Here is a 19,060-nt window from a genome sequence, read left to right on the forward strand (position 1 = left end):
TAATACGCAACCGTTTTAGGAAGCGTCACTTAGATCTGTGCGATAGCCCATTAATTTTAAAGAGACGACTTGTGCTTAGTTATCAACATGCTTATCACGCTGGCAATCATGCCGACGTATTAAAACACCTCACGCTTATGTCAGTGTTAAAAAAACTCACTATTAAAGCAAAGCCTATGTTTTATCTAGATACCCATGCTGGCGCTGGCGTTTATCAAATGGATGATGAAAATGGCGCGCTAAATGCTGAGTTTGAGCGAGGCGTTTTAAAGTTTCAGTCCTTATTGCGCAATTCAAATAATGAAATAGTGAAAGACTATTTGGCAATCACTTCAGGATTTACCAAGGCAAAACAATACCCAGGGTCTCCTATCATTGCTGACTATCTATTAAGAGAGACTGATAATGCACATGCTGCTGATTTGCACCCGCAAGCTAGCCAAGACCTAAAGAAATACCTAAGGCGTTCGAAGTTAAGCGCTCATCAACGAGATGGCTATGAAGCCCTAAATGCCTTTATGCCCCCCAAACCAAATAGGGGAATGGTATTAGTCGACCCACCTTACGAGCAAGCCTCAGAATATGCAGATGTATACAAAGCGATTACAAGCGCATTATCTGCTTGGCCAAATGGGTGCTTTTTAATTTGGTATCCTCTACTTTCACCCACACGAGTAGACCGAAAGACTAAAGAAGTTGCTGAAAACCCTAAAGCGGGTTTATCTGAAGAGATGATTGCGAAACTTGGTGCATTAGCGGCAAAGAGCGTTTTAAACATCCAGCTATGTGTGTCACAACCCAGCCCGCAAATTGGTATGTATGGTTCGGGCATGTGTATTATCAATCCCCCTTGGAAATTAGAACAAGATTTATCAGGTGTTTTAGCGACCTTACAAACAGTATTTGCAGGTGACAAAGATAAGGACACAAGCCACTTATGCCAAGTAAATTGGATAAAAACTGAAGTATGAATAAGCCCTCGGCGCTTAAACATTTTTATATTCCTGATGATCAGTCGGTATATTTGCTATCGCATAAAGATGCCACAAAACTAAAAAATTGGTTTGCGCTTTGTACCAATCAACTTGAAAAACTAGGCTATAAAAACATCTCGCTAATTGGTAAGGGCGCGTTTGGTTTTGCATTTTGCGGCACAAAAGCAAGCGGCGAAGAATTAGTCTTTAAGTTTTCGCGCATCACCTTACCTCAACACATCCAAGATCGCCTTGAAGAAGAAGCCTTCATGCTTGGCTTAGTTAAGCACCCAAAAGTACCTGCGCTAATAGAGTTTCAGCGAATTAAACGCCAGCAAGTACTTGTTATGCAACGTGCAAAAGGTGAGGACTTAGAGCAATACTGCTTAAAAAAAGGGCCATTATCTGCTCAGGTCGTTGTGAAAATAGCCGTTCAGGTGTGCGAAATCCTAGTCTATCTAAGAAACTACTCTGAAAATGGCCAAGCCCGTCCTATTGTGCATGGTGATATTAAGCCCTCTAATTTGGTTTGGGATGAAGTTAACGAAGAAGTGGCTTTAATTGATTGGGGAAGTTGTGTGTTTGCGCAGCTTGACCATCAACATCAAGCCGTATGCACAAATGTAATGGATTTAATGTCTAGCGACCTTCAACAAACCAACGCAAGACTGGGTGATGTTTACTTTATTGGAGAGGATCAGTTAAACGGAGCATTATCAAGCCCTCGTTTTGATGAACAAGGTCTAGCGTCAACCTTATATGCCATCGCATCGGGCCAAAGTGCGCGTTTTGGCAGGAAAGCGATAAATGTCACATCGTTGGGGCTTCCAAAAGAATTTGCTTTGACCTTAGAGGCGCTTTTAAGTGACGAACATCAAACACGAATTAAAGGTGGTGATTATCTGCTCAGAAACCACAAACATTTCGCAAATTTAGTATTTACTAGGTCTGTACCCGAGGATAAACCGTGCTTAGTGCCTATATGGGTGCATGCAGTTGAAAAAGACATCGAAACGGTGGTCTACAGTTCTCGTAAGTCTTATTTACGTCAGCAAGAAGGTATTAATCTCAATGAACTCAATTATGTGGATGATGCCCAGTTTGATCGCTATTACAAAAATTATTTACAAGGCATGGGAGAAACCGAAAAAGGCTTTATCGCTGCCGTCAGCCGTTTAGGAAAATACCCTGTTGTAGGCGGTCTAGCCATTAGATGGGAAAATGGCGGGATTTATGTTGATTCAAGCTTAAATCTGTTTGACCCGTCCATGAAGTTGTCGTTTGAACGCTCAGTAGACAACGTGATTACGTTAGCAAGAGCGATAGAGCGAGAAGGTATATTCAAAAGCTGCATGTTCAACGCAAAGAATACACTGCACGTTGAACGAACATCTGAAAAAACACCGTTTACGCCAGCACCAAACACTCAAATACCGTATGAAATTAGTGCTGTCTCAATTTCAGAAGCCGAAAGCCGCATGCATTCGTATTTTGAAGACGGAGAAGATCCCGATGAGTTACTTAAATTACCTGAGCCTATGATGCGGGTGATTGAACAATTGAATCGCATTCATCATACTGGCTGTATTATTTTTGAAGCGTTACCCAAGCACTTAAAAATTCACAATTATTATACTTTGCTGGATCACGCTAAAGCTGAAGAATTTCAACAACTTCTTAGCAAAGTTATTGAATTGATCCCACTTATTGACGGATTGGGAATTTCTGGTTTTATGAAACTACCATATAAAGACACTCGCTTTTTTGAACAGCAAGCGTCGTTACCAGAAAAATTTTATCCAAAGAACCCAAAAGCAGTTTGATAGACTACACTTAAACACATATTTATCGCGGAGTAAGATGCGTGTCAGAAGTAAAACTCAGTAGCCTTTTTGAGCTAGAGAAAATTGAAGAAGGCTTGTACAGAGGCCAAAGTTGGGACTTAGGTTTTAGAGCATTATTTGGCGGACAAGTACTCGGTCAATCTATTGCCGCTGCCTATCAAACAGTCGAACCTGATAGAACGATTCATTCCTTTCATTCCTATTTTTTGCTGCCCGGAGACGCGTCAAAACCGGTCTTGTACGACATTGAAAACGTGAGGGATGGGCGCAGCTTTTCAGCTAGGCGGATTAAAGCAATTCAAAATGGCCGCACAATTTTCGATATGACTGCTTCATTTCAAATCGCAGAGCCTGGTTTGGAGCATCAGTTTACTGACATGCCCAGCGCACCCGAACCTGATACCGTTGCGCCAGATATTCGATTTTATGAAGATAATTACGACAAGCTATCACAGCGCATGAAAGAAGCCTTGAGTTATCATCGACCCGTTGAAGTCCACACTATTGATTCTGCAAACGCTTATGTTGCCAAAAAGCGTGACCCACTCAGAAATCTATGGATAAAAGGCAGAGACGAGCTTGATGCGCCACTTGCTATGCATCAAGCATCTTTGGCTTACGCATCGGATTACCATTTTCTTAGTACTTGTCTTCAACCACATGGATTGTCTGTACAAGATAAATCACTAAGGTTGGCAACCATTGACCATGCGATGTGGTTTCACAAACCTTTCAAATTTGATGAATGGTTATTTTATCAAATGGAGAGCCCTTTCAGTGGCAATGGTAGAGGCTTAGTACAAGGTAAGATATACAACAAGCAAGGTGAATTGGTTGCAACTGCCGTTCAAGAAGGCTTGATGCGTCAAATAAAAGATTGACTAGGCAAAATCATCTTTAATAAAGGCGTTTAACACCATTAAAATTTAAAGTAGCACCAATAAAATTAAAATAAGAAAAGAGAAAACACATGATATATAAACTAGGTGAAGACAAAGTCGATGCCCACCCAAGCAGCTTTATAGCACCGAGTGCTCAAGTAATGGGAAAGGTAAGCTTGGCTGAAAATGCAAGTGTATGGTTCAATGCGACTATCCGAGGAGATTGCGATCCTATCGTTATTGGCGAAAACAGCAATGTGCAAGACGGTTCGGTTTTACACACAGATTTTGGTTTCCCAATGACGATAGGCAAGGGCGTTACTATTGGCCACAAGGTTATGCTTCACGGTTGTACCATCGGTGATTTTTCTCTAATTGGCATCAATGCAGTGATTTTAAACGGTGCAAAAATTGGTAAGCATTGTGTCATTGGTGCTAATGCTTTAGTGACTGAGAATATGCAAATTCCGGACAATAGCGTGGTGATGGGGTCGCCCGGTAAAATTGTAAAACAAGTCAGTGAATCTCAAGCAAAGATGTTAGAGCAGTCTGCATTGCATTACGTGAAAAATGCCCAAAGATTTAAAACAGACTTACACGAACAAGTTTAGATTTGGAGCAATTCGTTTTTAAGAGTGCCTAAATTAAAAAGGCCCGGAACAAACGTTCCAGGCTTAGGGGAATGGCTCATTGCTGAGCCGTGCGCTAACTTTGAAAATCCAGACCGTAGCTACTAAGTACTTTGAGTGAAGCGTTGGTCTTCCAATAACATCCTTATTGGGGAGAGCGACTACAAAATCTTTACCGGACAGATACTATAGACCATTTGCGCTCATAAAATAAACAGGTTTGTAAATATTTTTTCTTATAATTCAATGCATAATGAATATATCATTACATTAGAACTTAATAAAGTTTAATTTATTCAGAGACTTAGCTTTAACATCTCTCAACAGGAAGTGCACATTTTACCCAGAAGTAAATCACAGTTTATCCACAGGTTCTAACAAGTTAATACGCTTCACTTAAAACATGCTTCATTTAATAAAAGTGGGCATATAAATTGTGATGCGCTAGCATGTGCAGAAAGCGAAAGCACATAATAAGATAAAAAGAGATTCGCATGTTACACAAAATTTGGTTGGGTTTTATCCTCAGCGCATTTGTCGCAAGTTGTTATCAAGTGCTCGTGTCTGGAAATTTAGGTGCTTTTCAGGACGTAATGCAAGCCGTTACTTCGATGGCACGCACCAGTGTTGATATCGCAATAGGTTTAATTGGCTTGTTGGCATTTTGGCTGGGAATCTTTAAAGTGGCAGAAAATGCTGGATTAATTGCAAAGTTTTCAAAGGTCCTTGAACCTTTACTTTGCAGGCTAATGCCAGATATCCCCAAAGGTCACCCCGCACTTGGCAGTATAACCATGAATATGTCGGCTAATGTCCTCGGGTTAGATAATGCTGCTACTCCCTTTGGAATTAAAGCGATGCAAGACATGCAAACGCTCGCCCCAATTAAAGACACTTTGACTAATTCACAGATTTTATTCTTGGTTTTAAATACTTCTTCAGTCACTTTGTTTCCTATTGCTGTTTTTTTATATAGAGCCGATGCTGGCGCTGCGTCACCAACAGATGTTTTTATCCCCATCTTGCTTGCCACAAGTGCTTCAACACTTGTTGGCCTAATAGTGACGTGCGTCATTCAAAAGGTAAACTTATTAAATAAAGTAGTGGTACTTTATTTACTTGCTATATTTTCAAGCTTGGCGGCCGTAATCTTGTATTTCGCTACGCTTGCTGCGCAGCAACTTTCTGAGCAATCAGCCTTAATCGCGAATTTTGCGTTGCTGAGTTTTATCGTGTTGGTATTAATTAGTGGTTATCTTAAAAAGCAAAATACTTATGAGCAATTTGTTGAAGGTGCAAAGCAAGGTTTTGAAGTCGCAATAACTATTATCCCGTTTTTACTGGCCATGTTGTTTGCGATTGGCATGTTAAGAGCAAGTGGGGTGATGGATGCTGTGAGTGATGGCGTTAGCTATATTGTAGCGTTAGTAGGCTTTGATACTCGCTTTGTCGACGCTCTTCCAACGGCGCTTATGAAGCCTTTGAGCGGCAGCGGAGCACGAGCGCTTATGATTGAAACAATGCAATTTCATGGTGCCGATTCGTTTGCCGGTAGACTTGCCTCCATCATGCAAGGCTCAACCGAAACTACCTTTTATGTGTTAGCAGTATATTTAGGCGCTGTTGGCGTAAAACACAGTAGATATGCTGTTGGTTGCTGTTTAGCTGCAGATTTTGCGGGTATCTTTGCCGCCATTTGTGTCGCGTATTGGTTCTTTGGGTAGTGCTAGCCAATAATTGTATAAGTTAGTTTAATTGAACCATTATCAGGGTTTCTGGCTAATGATAATATTGCTAAATAAAGTGAAATGTTGAGATAACAAATGTTGGATAATTCAGTTTTGGAGCAGGAACCAAGAGATAAAGAAGTCTCTTCTGCCTATAGTTTAATCGTTAAGCAAGTCGGGGCCTTGATTGAGGATGAACACGATTTAATCGCTAACCTAGCGAATGTTAGTGCGGTTCTTTTCAATAACCTCGATGATGTAAATTGGGCCGGTTTTTATTTGTTTAAAGAGGGGGAATTAGTGCTAGGACCTTTTCAGGGACAAGCAGCTTGTATCAGAATTCCAATGAACAAAGGTGTTTGCGGTACTGCAGCGTTTAAAAAAGAAGCAGTGTTGGTTGATAATGTGCACGAATTTTCAGGGCATATAGCTTGCGATGCTGCTTCAAATTCTGAAATTGTCATTCCAATTATTGTTGAGCAAAAACTAATCGGTGTTTTAGATATCGATAGTCCCCGATATTCCCGTTTTAACCTCGATGATTTGAATGCCTTAAGCCGCATCGTCAAGCTCATCGAGGAGAATATAACTCAGGGCAAGCCTTTATTATGAAACACTTTGTCGATATTCATACTTTGCTAAGCACAGCAGATGATATGGAAGATATCCACGATGATCCTTACGAAGCTTCTGAGAAATTAAATACTATTTTGCACATGGTATATGATGCAGCAGATGATGATTTTGAAACACAAAGGCTAGAAAAATTACTAACTAAAACTTGGCATCATTGGCACCAAGATTCCTATTTATTGGATATTGAGGTTGACGATTTAGTCGATTGGGTGGATCATCTGTTTTCAACAGAGGATAATGATGATGAATTATCTTAAAAAAGCCGACTTAAACAAAGTAGATTAATGGAAGACACTCAAAAATTTTCAAACACTAAAGAAGTTTTAGCATTCTTGGCCGAAACATTTCCCAAATGCTTTACTTTAGAAAACGAAGCAAAGCCTTTAAAGATTGGTATTTTTCATGATTTAGCCAGCAGACTAGAAGGCGATGAAAGAGTCAGTAAACGTTTGCTTAGAATGGCTTTGAGACATTATACCAGCGGCTGGAAGTACCTAGCTTCGGTCAAAGTAGGTGCATTCAGAGTCGATTTAGATGGTGAGGCGGGTGATGCTGTTGATCAAGAGCATGCCGAGCATGCTCAAGTGCAACTCAAAGAAAGTAAGGCTAAGGCGGCTGAAAAGCGTCAGCAGCTTAAGCAAGATGCAGCACAAAAGCGAAGCTACAAAAATCGTGCGGCAAATCCTGCAGCGGCCAAAAGAACAAAGAAACCAAGTGCAAATCGAAGTGACAATAAAACCAACAAACCAAGTGCCCCTAGAAAAGTTGTGAAAGAATTGGTTGAGTCTGATGTGGTTGTGGGTAAGCAAGTGTCTGTTAAAGTGGGTAAGACGCCCATGCCGGCAACGATTACCGATATCAGTAAAGATGGTATTCAAGTGCAACTAAATAGCGGAATGTCTGTCAAAGTACAACGCGAACAATTGCGATTGGTGAATTAATAAATAAGGTGGTGATATGCAAATTTCTAACAGTAAACGCTTAAAGCGCACAGTAGTAGCCTTAGCCGTTGCTTCGACACTGTTCTCGTTCGGCATAGCAGCTGGACCCAGTGGCGAAACTGTAGATGAACTTCCAGAGTTATCACCACAAACTTGGCATCAAAAATCAGCAAAGCGTATTTCTGACCAGTTCCTACGCTCTCACTACAAGAAAGTAAACATTGATGATGAGTTATCGGCAAAAATATTCGATCGCTACCTTCGCAGTTTAGATGTAAATAAAAACTTCTTTTTAGAAAACGACATAAAATCCTTTGAAAAAAATAGAAACGACTTTGACGATGCAATTAAGCAGGGTCGTTTGGATTTGGCATATGATATTTTTAGAGTCAGCCTTGAGCGTCGAAAAGAACGTTTTCAATACGCATTAAGTCTTGTCGATACAAAATTTGATTTTGAAAAAGAAGGCGACAAATTCTTTTATGATCGCGAAGACGCAAATTGGGCGAGCACACAGCAGGAACTTGACGAGGTTTGGCGTCAACGAGTTAAGTATGATGCTTTAAACTTAAAGTTAGCTGACAAGACACCAGAAGAAATCACGGATATCCTAACCAAACGCTATGAGCGCGCGATACGACGTCTTACGCAAACAAACAGTGAGGACGTTTTTCAAACGGTAATGAACTCGTTTGCTAGAAGTATTGAGGCACATACAAGTTATTTGTCTCCGCGCAATACCGAGCGGTTTCAAATGCAAATGAACTTGTCCTTAGAGGGAATAGGCGCTGTTTTAAGAAGTGAAGATGACCATACCGTTATTGTAAGTGTGGTTGCTGGCGGACCCGCAGATAAGTCAGATGCAGTTAAACCAGAAGATAAAATTATTGCAGTGGCACAAGACGGCGAAGACTTTGTCGATGTCGTTGGGTGGAGACTAGATGACGTCGTTGAATTGATCAAAGGTCCGAAAGGCAGCACAGTTAAATTACAGGTTCAAAAAGGCACGAGTTCAAGCAAGAAAATACAAGAAGTAGCCATCGTCCGAGATAAAGTTAAACTCGAAGATCGCGCCGCACAGTCAGAGGTATTTATTCCTTCATCAGGTGAAAATGCCGGAGAAAAGTTAGGTGTGATTAGCATACCTTCGTTTTATCACAATCTTCATGTTGATGTTAAAAAAGAACTAGATTCATTGATGGAGCAAGATGTCAAAGGTGTGATCGTTGACCTACGTGGTAACGGCGGTGGTTCCTTACCAGAGTCTATCTATTTAAGCGGCTTGTTCATTGATAAAGGCCCTGTGGTCCAAGTACGATATCAAAATGGAAGAGTTAATGTTGACCGTGATACCGATGGTGTTGTTCACTATGCTGGTCCACTGACAGTTTTAGTCGACCGTTATAGCGCGTCTGCAAGCGAAATTTTTGCCGCGGCTATGCAAGATTACAACCGGGCTATTATTATCGGAGAGCAAACGTTCGGGAAAGGCACGGTTCAGCAGCACAGAGGTTTGGGTCGAATCTATGATATGTTCGAGAGCCCCCTTGGTGCGGTTCAGTATACTATTGCTAAATTTTATAGAATAAGTGGCGGTAGTACTCAGCAAAAAGGTGTCAAGCCTGATATCTTATATCCTTCAGCGATTGACCCTGAGGAGTGGGGAGAGAGCAAAGAAGAAAATGCGCTTCCTTACGACAGTATTAAAAAAGCAAACTATACAACAGTTGGAAGCTATGATGGCGTTATAGACGTATTGAGTGCTAAACATTCTGCTAGAGCACTAAAGGATCCTGAGTTTGCTTATATCTATCAAGATATAGATGAATACAATCGCACAAAAAATGACAAGTATATAAGTTTAGTCGAGTCAGAAAGGCGTGCTAAAAAGAAAGAAGCCGAAGAAAAGCAACTAGTGCGAGTCAATGAACGATTAGAACGTTTAGGCTTAGAAAAGCTAGCGTCACTTGATGACGATCTGCCTGATGAACTTGATGACATCGATCCATTTTTGAGTGAAGCAGCTAATATAACGTTTGATATGATTGATGCAGGTAGTTACGCGCTTAATCTAAAAAAATAAACTTTGAGCCAAAATAGGCTCGCGTTGCTCTTAAACTGGACAACGAATAATTATAATAAAAATGAGGTCTATATGAGCGCAAGGGGTGAGTTTTCCTCGCGAATCGGATTCGTATTAGCGGCAGCTGGTTCTGCTGTTGGCTTAGGTAATATTTGGGGCTTTCCGACAAAAGTGGCTGAAAATGGAGGCGCTGCTTTTGTACTGGTCTATTTAATCATGGCCTTTGTGCTTGCCTATCCTGTGTTAATGGCTGAGTTAATTATTGGGCGGGCTAAACGTGCCAATATGGTTGATGCGCTTGGTCAAATTGGTGAATCGGGGGTTAAACAAACACTCGGTCGATTTACTGGCAGTATCGGTGCAATTACCGTTGTTTTAATTCTTTCTTTTTACGCAATTGTTGCAGGTTGGATGATTGCATTCTTTTTCGATGCGCTTTTTAGCGTTATTGGTCAAAATATCCCTTGGTTAACTGAGTTCTCAAATGCCAGAAACGCCATTTTTATGGCAGTGTTTGTAGGCTTAACTGCCGTCGTAGTTTCAGGCGGTGTGAGTCAGGGGATTGAGCGTTGGTCAGTTCGTCTTATGCCAACATTATTTGCGATTATAATTGCATTGATTATCTACGTATCTTTTCAAGATGGCGCTCTTGAAGGGTGGAAGGTCTATTTATTACCAGATTTTTCTCGGGTAATGGATGCGGAACTCTTGATAGATGCTATGGGGCAGGCTTTCTTCTCGATGTCTTTAGGCGTAGGGACTATGCTCGTTTACGGGTCATACATAAAAAAAGCGAAAGTTTACCGAAATTAGGCGCTTCTGTAGCATTGGTAGATATTGGTGTCGCCGTTGTAGCAGGGATGCTGATTATTCCTGCCATGTACGTAGCGTTGCAAAATGGTGTTGAAATATTTACTGCTAGTGGGGCATTGATTCAAGGTGATAGCCTTATTTTTAATGTGCTACCTGCACTTTTTGACAAGATTGAAATCGTTGGTCCCCTAGTTGCCACCGCGTTTTTTGCATTGATGGTGATAGCAGCGTTAACTTCTTCAATTTCTATGCTGGAAGTTCCAGTTGCTTATTTAGTTGATAGCAAGGGGTTTAAACGCAATAAAGCCACGATTGTATTGATGTGCTTAGTGCTGATCAGTAGTGGGGTAATCGTTTTTAACTTTGAAGCGTTATTTGGCCTAGTTATTACCGCTACAACTCAATATAGTCAACCAATTCTTGGTTTATTCTTATGTTTGTTTGCTGGCTGGGTGTGGAGAAGAGATCAGATACTATCAGAACTAAAACAAGGTGATGCCGAGATTGAGCAAAGCGTCTTCTGGAAAATTTGGCCTTGGTATATCAAGTTCGTTTGCCCGCTTGTTATTGTTTTTATGTTTTACCGCTCAATTGCATAATGGCCTCTGAAAAATGAAAAATATAAAAGAACCTAGTTTATTTGATGCACTCATTCCTCTAGTTTTATTGGTATTGATGATGGGCAGTGCGGTATATCTGTTTGCTGATGATTCATCATATGGGCCAAACCAGATCTCCTTGCTAATGGCGATGGGAGTGGCTTCAGTAATTGGATTGAAAAATGGCCATACATGGAAGAGCATCGAAGAAGGCATTGTTAAGGGTATTTCAATGTCTTTGGGGGCCTGTCTTATTTTGTTTGCGGTGGGCTCACTAATAGGTACATGGATGCTTGCAGGAACAGTGCCTACGCTCATTTATTACGGACTTTCTTTACTCAACCCTACATTTTTTTATGCAGCTTCTTGTTTAATTTGTGCTGTTGTTGCAATGAGTATTGGTAGCTCTTGGACGACGGCTGCTACCGTAGGTGTAGCCCTAATTGGGGTGGCAACTGGCATGGATATGTCGCTTGCGATAACCGCGGGTGCGATCGTATCTGGTGCCTACTTTGGGGATAAGCTCTCGCCATTATCAGAAACGACAAACTTAGCGCCAGCTATTGCAGGCACTGATTTATTTGAGCACATCAAATATATGCTTTGGACAACGGTACCTAGCTTCACTATATCTCTTATCCTATTTGTAATCTTGGGCTTGAGCGAAGATACAAGTCAAGTGTCTTCACGAATAGAGCAGATGCAAACAATACTTTCTGAAGAATTTGCGCTCGGGGTGCACCTTTTGGTGCCATTAGTTGTGCTATTGACGCTTGCAATTAAGAAAGTACCTGCGTTCCCCGCGGTATCTATTGGTGCATTAATCGGCGGCATTTGGGCACTATTTTTTCAAAACGATCTAGTCTCATCAATGTTGGATAATGAGTTTTCATCATCCGTTCAAAACCTGATGGTGGTTTGGACCGCCTTGTTTGATGGTGTGAGTTTTAACACACCAGATGACAACTTAAACAGCTTGTTGAGTCGTGGCGGTATGTCGAGTATGTTAAACACAGTTTGGCTAATAATTTGCGCGATGTCTTTTGGTGCAGTATTAGAAAGAGTCGGATTATTAAAAGCGATTGTATCTGCTTGCTTAAAAGGCGCAGACTCAGCTGGCTCCATGGTCAGTCGAACTATCTTGACATGCATAGGTACAAACTTAGTAACTGCCGACCAGTACATTTCAATTGTTATGCCAGGCAGAATGTATAAAGAAGAATTTGAAAAACGAGGATTGCACCAACTAAATCTATCAAGAAGTTTAGAAGATGGCGGAACGATCACTTCGCCTTTGATACCTTGGAATACTTGTGGTGCTTACATGCATGGCGTGCTTGGGGTACATCCGTTTACTTATTTCTTCTATGCATTCTTCAACCTTATCAATCCGATCTTAGCTGTGATTTATGCGTATCTAGGCATAAAGATTTTACGTTTAACACCACCGAAGGTGACGATAAAGACCTAAGAGGGCCGTTATGTCGCAAACAAATATTAAACGGCGCGAAGACTATCTTGCGCCGTCTTTTTTTATAGATGAAATTGAATTAACTGTTGAATTAGAGCCGCATCAAACTAAAGTTAAATCGATACTTAAGGTTAGGCGTAACCCTATCGGGGCAGGCGACTTAGTACTAGATGGCGAAGGACTTGAATTGAAAGGCGTTTTCATTGATGGACGTGCATTCAGTGAATACGAAGTTACAGATACACATCTAATATTGCCCTCAGCTCTTCTTAACGAAAGTTTTGAACTCAATATCGAAAATTTAATTTCTCCAAAAAGCAATACATCGCTTGAAGGGCTATATTTGACAGACGGGTCATATTGCACACAATGCGAAGCTGAGGGCTTCAGAAAAATAACTTATTTTCTAGACAGACCAGATGTACTTTCAATATATACATGCAACATCATTTCTTCCGATAAAAATTTAAAGTATTTGTTATCCAATGGAAATAAAACGCGAGATAAGATTTTAGACGATGGAAGAAGACTTGTAACTTGGCATGACCCTCATAAAAAACCATGTTATTTATTTGCTCTTGTTGCTGGAGATTTTGATTGCCTAGCTGATGACTACATGACGCATTCAGGTCGAAGCGTAAAACTAGAGTTATTTGTTGAAAAAGGCCGTTTATTGCAAGGGCGTCATGCGCTAGATTCATTAAAAAAGTCGATGCGATGGGATGAGGAAACTTATGGACTAGAATATGACCTAGACATTTACATGATTGTCGCAGTTGACTTCTTTAACATGGGGGCGATGGAAAACAAAGGGCTAAATGTTTTTAATAGTAAATATGTGCTCGCTGCCCCAGACACGGCTACTGACCAAGATTATTTTAATATTGAAGCGATAATCGCGCATGAATATTTTCATAATTGGACCGGAAATCGTGTTACCTGTAGAGACTGGTTCCAACTCAGTTTGAAAGAAGGGCTTACAGTATTTAGAGATCAATCGTTTAGCGCAGACATGTTCAATCCATTAAGTACGAGAATTGATCAAGTTAAAGTCATGAAAGAGCACCAGTTTGCAGAAGATGCAGGCCCTATGAGCCATCCAATTAGGCCTGACGAAGTTATCGAAATGAATAATTTCTACACGGTGACGGTCTATGATAAGGGCGCTGAGGTTATTCGAATGATGCACACTATCTTAGGTAAAGATGGTTTTAGAAAAGGCATGGATTTGTATTTCTTGCGCCATGATGGTCAGGCGGTGACGTGTGATGATTTTGTGGCCGCGATGGAAGACGCTAATGCGATAGATTTGACGCATTTCAAACTTTGGTACTCTCAGTCAGGTACACCTCAGGTTAAAGTTAGTAAAAGTATTGGTGACGTTTGTGAGCTCAATTTCGAGCAAATTAATATTGCCACTGCAGATCAATCAGAAAAACATACTATGTACATTCCCATCGCTTTAGAATGCCTCACAGAAGAGGGTAAGCAAATTGTATGTGACGACAGTATTTTTGTATTAGACAAGCGAAAAGACACTTTGCTTGTGCAGACAGATTCAAAATGCTTTATACCTGTTTTACTTTCTGATTTTTCGTCGCCGATAAAAATAGACTATCCATACACTGACCAAGAACTGTTGACGATTGCGACATTTTCCAAATCGGATTATTCAAAGTGGGACGCTATTCAACAGTTTTTTCTAAAACAAACGGTCGCGCTATATTATGACCCTAGTTTTACAATAGACCTTCTCGCGCTAAATACTCTCAAACAAATAATTGATCGTAATAAAGACAAGCCCGGTATCCTCGCTGAACTGATCAATGTTCCTAGCACTGAAACGATTTTACTTGAGATAAATGAAGTTGATCCCTTGCGAGTGAATAATGCAAGGCAGCAATTTCTGAGTTTGTTATCTGATCATTTAAAGGGCGACTTAATTGACCTATATCACTCGTTCTTACCTGTGGTGTACGAGTATTCTAAAGATCAAATTAACATACGGAAGTTAAAAAATAATGTGATAAGCCTGTTAGCGAATGCAGGTTACAAAGTATTAGTTTCTTCGCTAATTGAAAAACAATACTTTGAAGCTGACAATATGACAGATAAATTGGGCGCATTAAAAGCAGCGCAACAGTGTGAACTTAAATTGTTTGACCAACTTCTTTCAGAGTTTGAACAGAGTTATCAACATGACGCTGTTGTCATGGATAAATGGTTCACATTACAAGCAAATACTTATAGAAATAATATGCTTAGTCACTTAGATATGGTGCGTGCTCACAACCAATATTCGATTACCAATCCTAATAAAGTGCGCTCTGTAATTGGTAGTTTTGCGTTTTATAACACGCAGGGATTTCATGCTATTGATGGTAGTGGTTACAAGTATGTTGCAGATTACCTGATGGAATTAGATAACATTAATCCCCAAGTTGCATCGCGAATTGTGACTTGCCTTATTTCTTGGAAAAAATTTGACAAACAGAGACAGGGCTTGATTAAAACACAACTAGGTCGATTACTTACTAACAAGGAATTAAGTAAAGACTTGTTTGAAAAAGTTAGCAAAAGTCTAGCCAGTGACTAAGCTGTAGTGATGTATGAAAGAGCTAACGCATTATCTATTTAGTGTAAATATGCCTTACAGTGAATGTGAGAGCCTTTATTTAGGGCAAGTAAAGCATGTTGTCGTTACTGCTGATACCGGCGAGAGAATTCAAGTCCCCTCAATTAATGTGAGGAAGTTTGTAGACACGCGCGGCCTTGTGGGTCGTTTTAGATTAACTGTTGATGACAAACATAAAATACAAGCCTTAGTTCGTATTGCTTAAATTAGCTCGTGATCAATGGATTTTGCCTAATAATTCGGCAAGCTATGTTAACTGGTACGATTAGTTCTTGCGATTGAGTCAAAATGATGTAATCATTTTGTTAATAATGCACGTATAACAACAAACGTATCGGAATAACGATAGTTCTGGAGAATGTAATCAAATGATAAACAAGCCTCGCGCATTCAAAAAGTCTTCTTTAGCGTTGACTGTCGCCACAGTATTAGTGGCTAGCGCTCAGACAGCAAAAGCAGCTAACTGGGATTTTGGCGATGTAAGTGTCACCTTAGATTCTAACTTTACTTTAGCTACCAGTATCAGAGTTGAAGATCGCGACTATAATTTGATCGGACACAGTAATCAGCCAGGTCTAGACTGGAACAATTATAATGCTGCAACGAACGTTATTTATCCATCTGCTGACGTATGGGCATTGACTGATGGCGCATATTCAAGCAATGGCGATTTAGGTAATCTTTCCTTCGATAGTGGCGAAGCGTTTTCTACACAATTTGTTGGCCTGCACGAGCTAGAGATTCAGTACGAAAACTTTGGTTTCTTTGCACGTGGTTTCTATTTTTATGACTTTGAGTTATCAGATGGAGACCGCGCTTGGTCTAATCCAATTACGGGCTTCGAAGTTGACCCATGCAGAGATTCAACTGCTTCTGATGAGCTGTGCAGTGACATTAGACTGTTAGACGCTTTTGTGTATGCTGATTTTTATGTGGGTGACATGCCTATTTCGGTTAGATTAGGTGATCAAGTAATAAGCTGGGGAGAGAGTACTTTTATTCAGCACGGTATCAATACAACAAACCCGGCTGACGTAACGCGCGCCAGAGCACCAGGGGCTGAATTAAAAGAAGTATTTATTCCAGTTGGAATGATATCTGCGAATATTGGCTTAACTGACACGGTCAGTTTATCTGCATATTATCAATATGAGTGGGAGCGTTCGTTGTTACCTGTTGCCGGTAGTTATTTTGCCGCGAATGATTTTGCAGGTGAGGGCGGTTCATTTAATAACATTCAACTTGGATTTACTGGTAATCCTGATATTGATATGGATACCTTGATTCCAGCACTAAACGTAATTGGTGGTCAAGTACGTGAAAACGCTACTAATCCAGCGGTATTGGGTCAGTTAAGTCAGGCTTATCTAGCGTACCCAACTAAAGTTGCAGTTCGCGCACGCAGTGACGCTGCTCATGATGATGCGGACGATCAAGGCCAATATGGTGTGCGTTTAACGTGGTTTGCAGAAGAACTCAATGAAACAGAGTTCGGTTTTTACCATATCAACTACCACAGTCAACGACCGTTAGTTGCTGGTGTAACCTCTGATTTTACAGCGGCAGGCATTCAAGCCGATTTAAACTTCTTGGCGCAAAACGAGATTACACGTGACAATATAACTGAGTTAGGAGCCTTTACAGAGTCGAGGTTCACTTATCCTGAAGATATTAAACTATATGGTTTAAGCTTTAACACGAATGTAGGCGAAACGGCATTAGCTGGTGAATTTGCTTACCGCGTTGATGAGCCGCTTCAGATAGACGATGTTGAATTGTTATATACGGGTATGCCAGAACAACTTGGTGCAGCGGGTCTTCGCCCTGACTTAGTCGGTATTTCACAGCTAAACAATATCGGCCGAAACGTTGGGCCAGGTGAAACTGCAGAAGGTTTCCTTTTATCAGATACTTGGCAGATGCAGTTTACTGCTTCTCATGTGTTTGGTCCTTCATTAGGTACTGACAACTTAATATTTTTGGCAGAAGCGGGTTATGTGAAAATAGAAGATTTCCCAGACCCAGAAGTAATTCGTTTGAATGCGCCAGGTACCGCTAGAACGCCATCTTTAGAGCCTGTTCCAGGCACGAATAATAATCGAGAAGGACTTCACATCGGTTTATCCGATGGCCCGGAAACAAATCCGTTCTCAACTGATGATGCTTGGGGTTACCGTTTGTTAGCAGTGGCTGATTATAATAACGTGTTTGCGGGCATAAACCTTAGAACAAGAGCAACTTTTGCTCATGATGTTGAGGGAACAACGCCTGACCCACTTTTCTTATTTTTAGAAGATAGAAAATCGGCAAATGTTTCGTTCACTTTCGACTATCTGAGTAAATGGTCTGCCACTGCATCATACAGTGCATTTTGGGGCGGCATAGGCACTACTAATGCTCTATCAGATAGAGATTTCGTTTCTTTCAATATTAAATATGCAATTTAAGGACGTCGTAATGATAAAGAATTTAGGTTTAATAACCGCTGGGATTGCTCTCGCCTTGTCAAGCCAATTGGCAATGGCAAAGGTAAGTGCAGCTGATGCGGCTAAACTTGGTGCAGAGTTAACGCCCTTAGGTGCAGAAAAAGCTGGAAATGCTGATGGCAGTATACCTGCGTGGACTGGCGGGATTACGTCTGCGCCAGCAGGCTACACACCAGGTGGTTTCCACATTGACCCATTCGCTGATGACAAGCCGCTTTTTGTGATTACAAAAGCCAATTATCAGGAATATGCTGCAAACTTAACTGACGGCCAAAAAGCGTTGTTTGAAGCATACCCTGATACCTTTACCATGCCCGTTTACCAAACTCGTCGAACAGCTTCAAATTCTCAAGAGGTTTATGATGCGACTAAAGCAAATGCTACGCGTGCTGAATTACTTGAGGGCGGGAATGGCTTGAAGGGTGCAGCAGTTGGTATCCCATTCCCAATTCCTTCTAATGGCTTAGAAGCAATATGGAACCATATTCTGCGTTATCGTGGCGCTGCAGTTCAGCGTTTTGGTGGTCAAGCGGCGGTAACTGCCGGCGGTGATTTTAACGTTATAGGTTTCGATGAAACCTTAATGATAAAATATGCCGAAAAAGGTGTGACACCTGAGTCACTGGTTGAAGACAATATTCTCTTCAAATTCAAGCAAAGTGTCACAAGTCCTGCTCGATTAGCGGGCACTGCATTATTGGTTCATGAAACGGTAGACCAAATAAAAGAGCCTCGTCAAGCGTGGACATATAATACGGGGCAACGTCGAGTTCGTCGGGCGCCCAACATCGCATATGACGCACCAGGAACCGCGGCTGATGGTTTAAGAACTACTGATGATTTTGACATGTTCAATGGTTCTCCTAACCGCTACGACTGGACATTGAAAGGTAAACAAGAATTATACGTAGCCTATAATAGTTACAAGGTGCATAGCGACAAGGTTAGTTACGACGATATTCTTCAAGCTGGTCACGTTAATCCAGACTTAACACGTTTTGAAAAGCATCGTGTTTGGGTAGTTGAAGCAAACCTTAAAGAAGAATTTAGACACGTTTACCAGAAGCGAGTGTTTTATATCGATGAAGATAGCTGGCAAGTGCAAGTTGCTGATATGTATGATGGACGTGGTGAGTTATATCGCGTGGCGATGGCACACGGTGTAAATTACTATGATGTTCCAACACATTGGTCTACACTGGACGTTTATCATGATTTAAACTCTCGAAGATATCTGGCAATCGGCCTTGATAATGAAGAGAAGATGTACGACTTCACTATCACGCCAAACGATAGGGAGTTCACCCCGCAAGCATTAAGACGGGAAGGAAAGAGATAAAT

General features: G+C 41.0%; 14 protein-coding genes and 1 pseudogene. All 15 read left to right on the forward strand.

Annotation, left to right across the window (positions count from 1 at the left end; all coding sequences use genetic code 11):
* Nucleotides 1-71: 71 nt before the first annotated feature.
* A complete protein-coding gene (locus KUL10_RS00550; RefSeq protein ID WP_110426964.1) occupies nt 72-971 on the forward strand; it encodes a 23S rRNA (adenine(2030)-N(6))-methyltransferase RlmJ in 900 nt (299 codons plus the stop codon).
* The gene (locus KUL10_RS00555) at nt 968-2,797 is read left to right on the forward strand and encodes a protein kinase (protein ID WP_110426965.1); all 1,830 of its coding nucleotides are present in this window, start codon (nt 968-970) and stop codon (nt 2,795-2,797) included. Before KUL10_RS00550 ends, KUL10_RS00555 begins: the two co-directional genes overlap by 4 nt.
* 41 nt (nt 2,798-2,838) lie before the next feature.
* Nucleotides 2,839-3,699, forward strand: a complete 861-nt coding sequence (locus KUL10_RS00560) for an acyl-CoA thioesterase II (RefSeq protein ID WP_110426966.1) — start codon at nt 2,839-2,841, stop codon at nt 3,697-3,699.
* A gap of 89 nt (nt 3,700-3,788) precedes the next feature.
* The gene (locus tag KUL10_RS00565; RefSeq protein WP_110426967.1) at nt 3,789-4,310 is read left to right on the forward strand and encodes a gamma carbonic anhydrase family protein; all 522 of its coding nucleotides are present in this window, start codon (nt 3,789-3,791) and stop codon (nt 4,308-4,310) included.
* Nucleotides 4,311-4,822: 512 nt separating this feature from the next.
* Nucleotides 4,823-6,052, forward strand: coding sequence for a nucleoside recognition domain-containing protein (locus tag KUL10_RS00570; RefSeq protein WP_110426968.1), 1,230 nt, complete (start codon nt 4,823-4,825; stop codon nt 6,050-6,052).
* Between the two features lie 99 nt (nt 6,053-6,151).
* A complete protein-coding gene (locus KUL10_RS00575; RefSeq protein ID WP_110426969.1) occupies nt 6,152-6,667 on the forward strand; it encodes a GAF domain-containing protein in 516 nt (171 codons plus the stop codon).
* Complete coding sequence (locus KUL10_RS00580; protein ID WP_110426970.1) at nt 6,664-6,948, forward strand: hypothetical protein; 285 nt, start codon at nt 6,664-6,666, stop codon at nt 6,946-6,948. The genes KUL10_RS00575 and KUL10_RS00580 overlap by 4 nt, the downstream gene beginning before the upstream one ends.
* A gap of 27 nt (nt 6,949-6,975) precedes the next feature.
* A complete protein-coding gene (gene proQ, locus KUL10_RS00585; protein WP_110426971.1) occupies nt 6,976-7,632 on the forward strand; it encodes an RNA chaperone ProQ in 657 nt (218 codons plus the stop codon).
* A gap of 16 nt (nt 7,633-7,648) precedes the next feature.
* Entirely contained in the window at nt 7,649-9,715 is a 2,067-nt protein-coding gene (gene prc / locus KUL10_RS00590) for a carboxy terminal-processing peptidase (protein ID WP_110426972.1), read from the forward strand.
* Between the two features lie 72 nt (nt 9,716-9,787).
* Nucleotides 9,788-11,127: pseudogene (locus tag KUL10_RS00595) on the forward strand (sodium-dependent transporter).
* Nucleotides 11,128-11,140: 13 nt separating this feature from the next.
* Nucleotides 11,141-12,598 (forward strand): Na+/H+ antiporter NhaC, encoded by a 1,458-nt coding sequence (nhaC, locus tag KUL10_RS00600; protein ID WP_110426973.1) that lies wholly within the window; start codon nt 11,141-11,143, stop codon nt 12,596-12,598.
* 10 nt (nt 12,599-12,608) lie between these two features.
* Nucleotides 12,609-15,194 (forward strand): aminopeptidase N, encoded by a 2,586-nt coding sequence (pepN, locus tag KUL10_RS00605; protein WP_110426974.1) that lies wholly within the window; start codon nt 12,609-12,611, stop codon nt 15,192-15,194.
* 13 nt (nt 15,195-15,207) lie between these two features.
* The gene (locus KUL10_RS00610) at nt 15,208-15,438 is read left to right on the forward strand and encodes a DUF2835 family protein (RefSeq protein ID WP_110426975.1); all 231 of its coding nucleotides are present in this window, start codon (nt 15,208-15,210) and stop codon (nt 15,436-15,438) included.
* A 163-nt stretch (nt 15,439-15,601) separates the two neighbouring features.
* A complete protein-coding gene (locus KUL10_RS00615) occupies nt 15,602-17,680 on the forward strand; it encodes a DUF1302 domain-containing protein (RefSeq protein WP_110426976.1) in 2,079 nt (692 codons plus the stop codon).
* Nucleotides 17,681-17,690: 10 nt separating this feature from the next.
* On the forward strand, nt 17,691-19,058 hold the full coding sequence (locus KUL10_RS00620; RefSeq protein ID WP_110427568.1) for a DUF1329 domain-containing protein: 1,368 nt from the start codon (nt 17,691-17,693) through the stop codon (nt 19,056-19,058).
* The last annotated feature ends 2 nt before the right edge of the window (nt 19,059-19,060 follow it).

It is taken from the genome of Glaciecola sp. KUL10 (genome assembly GCF_003203515.1).
GTDB lineage: Bacteria > Pseudomonadota > Gammaproteobacteria > Enterobacterales > Alteromonadaceae > Glaciecola.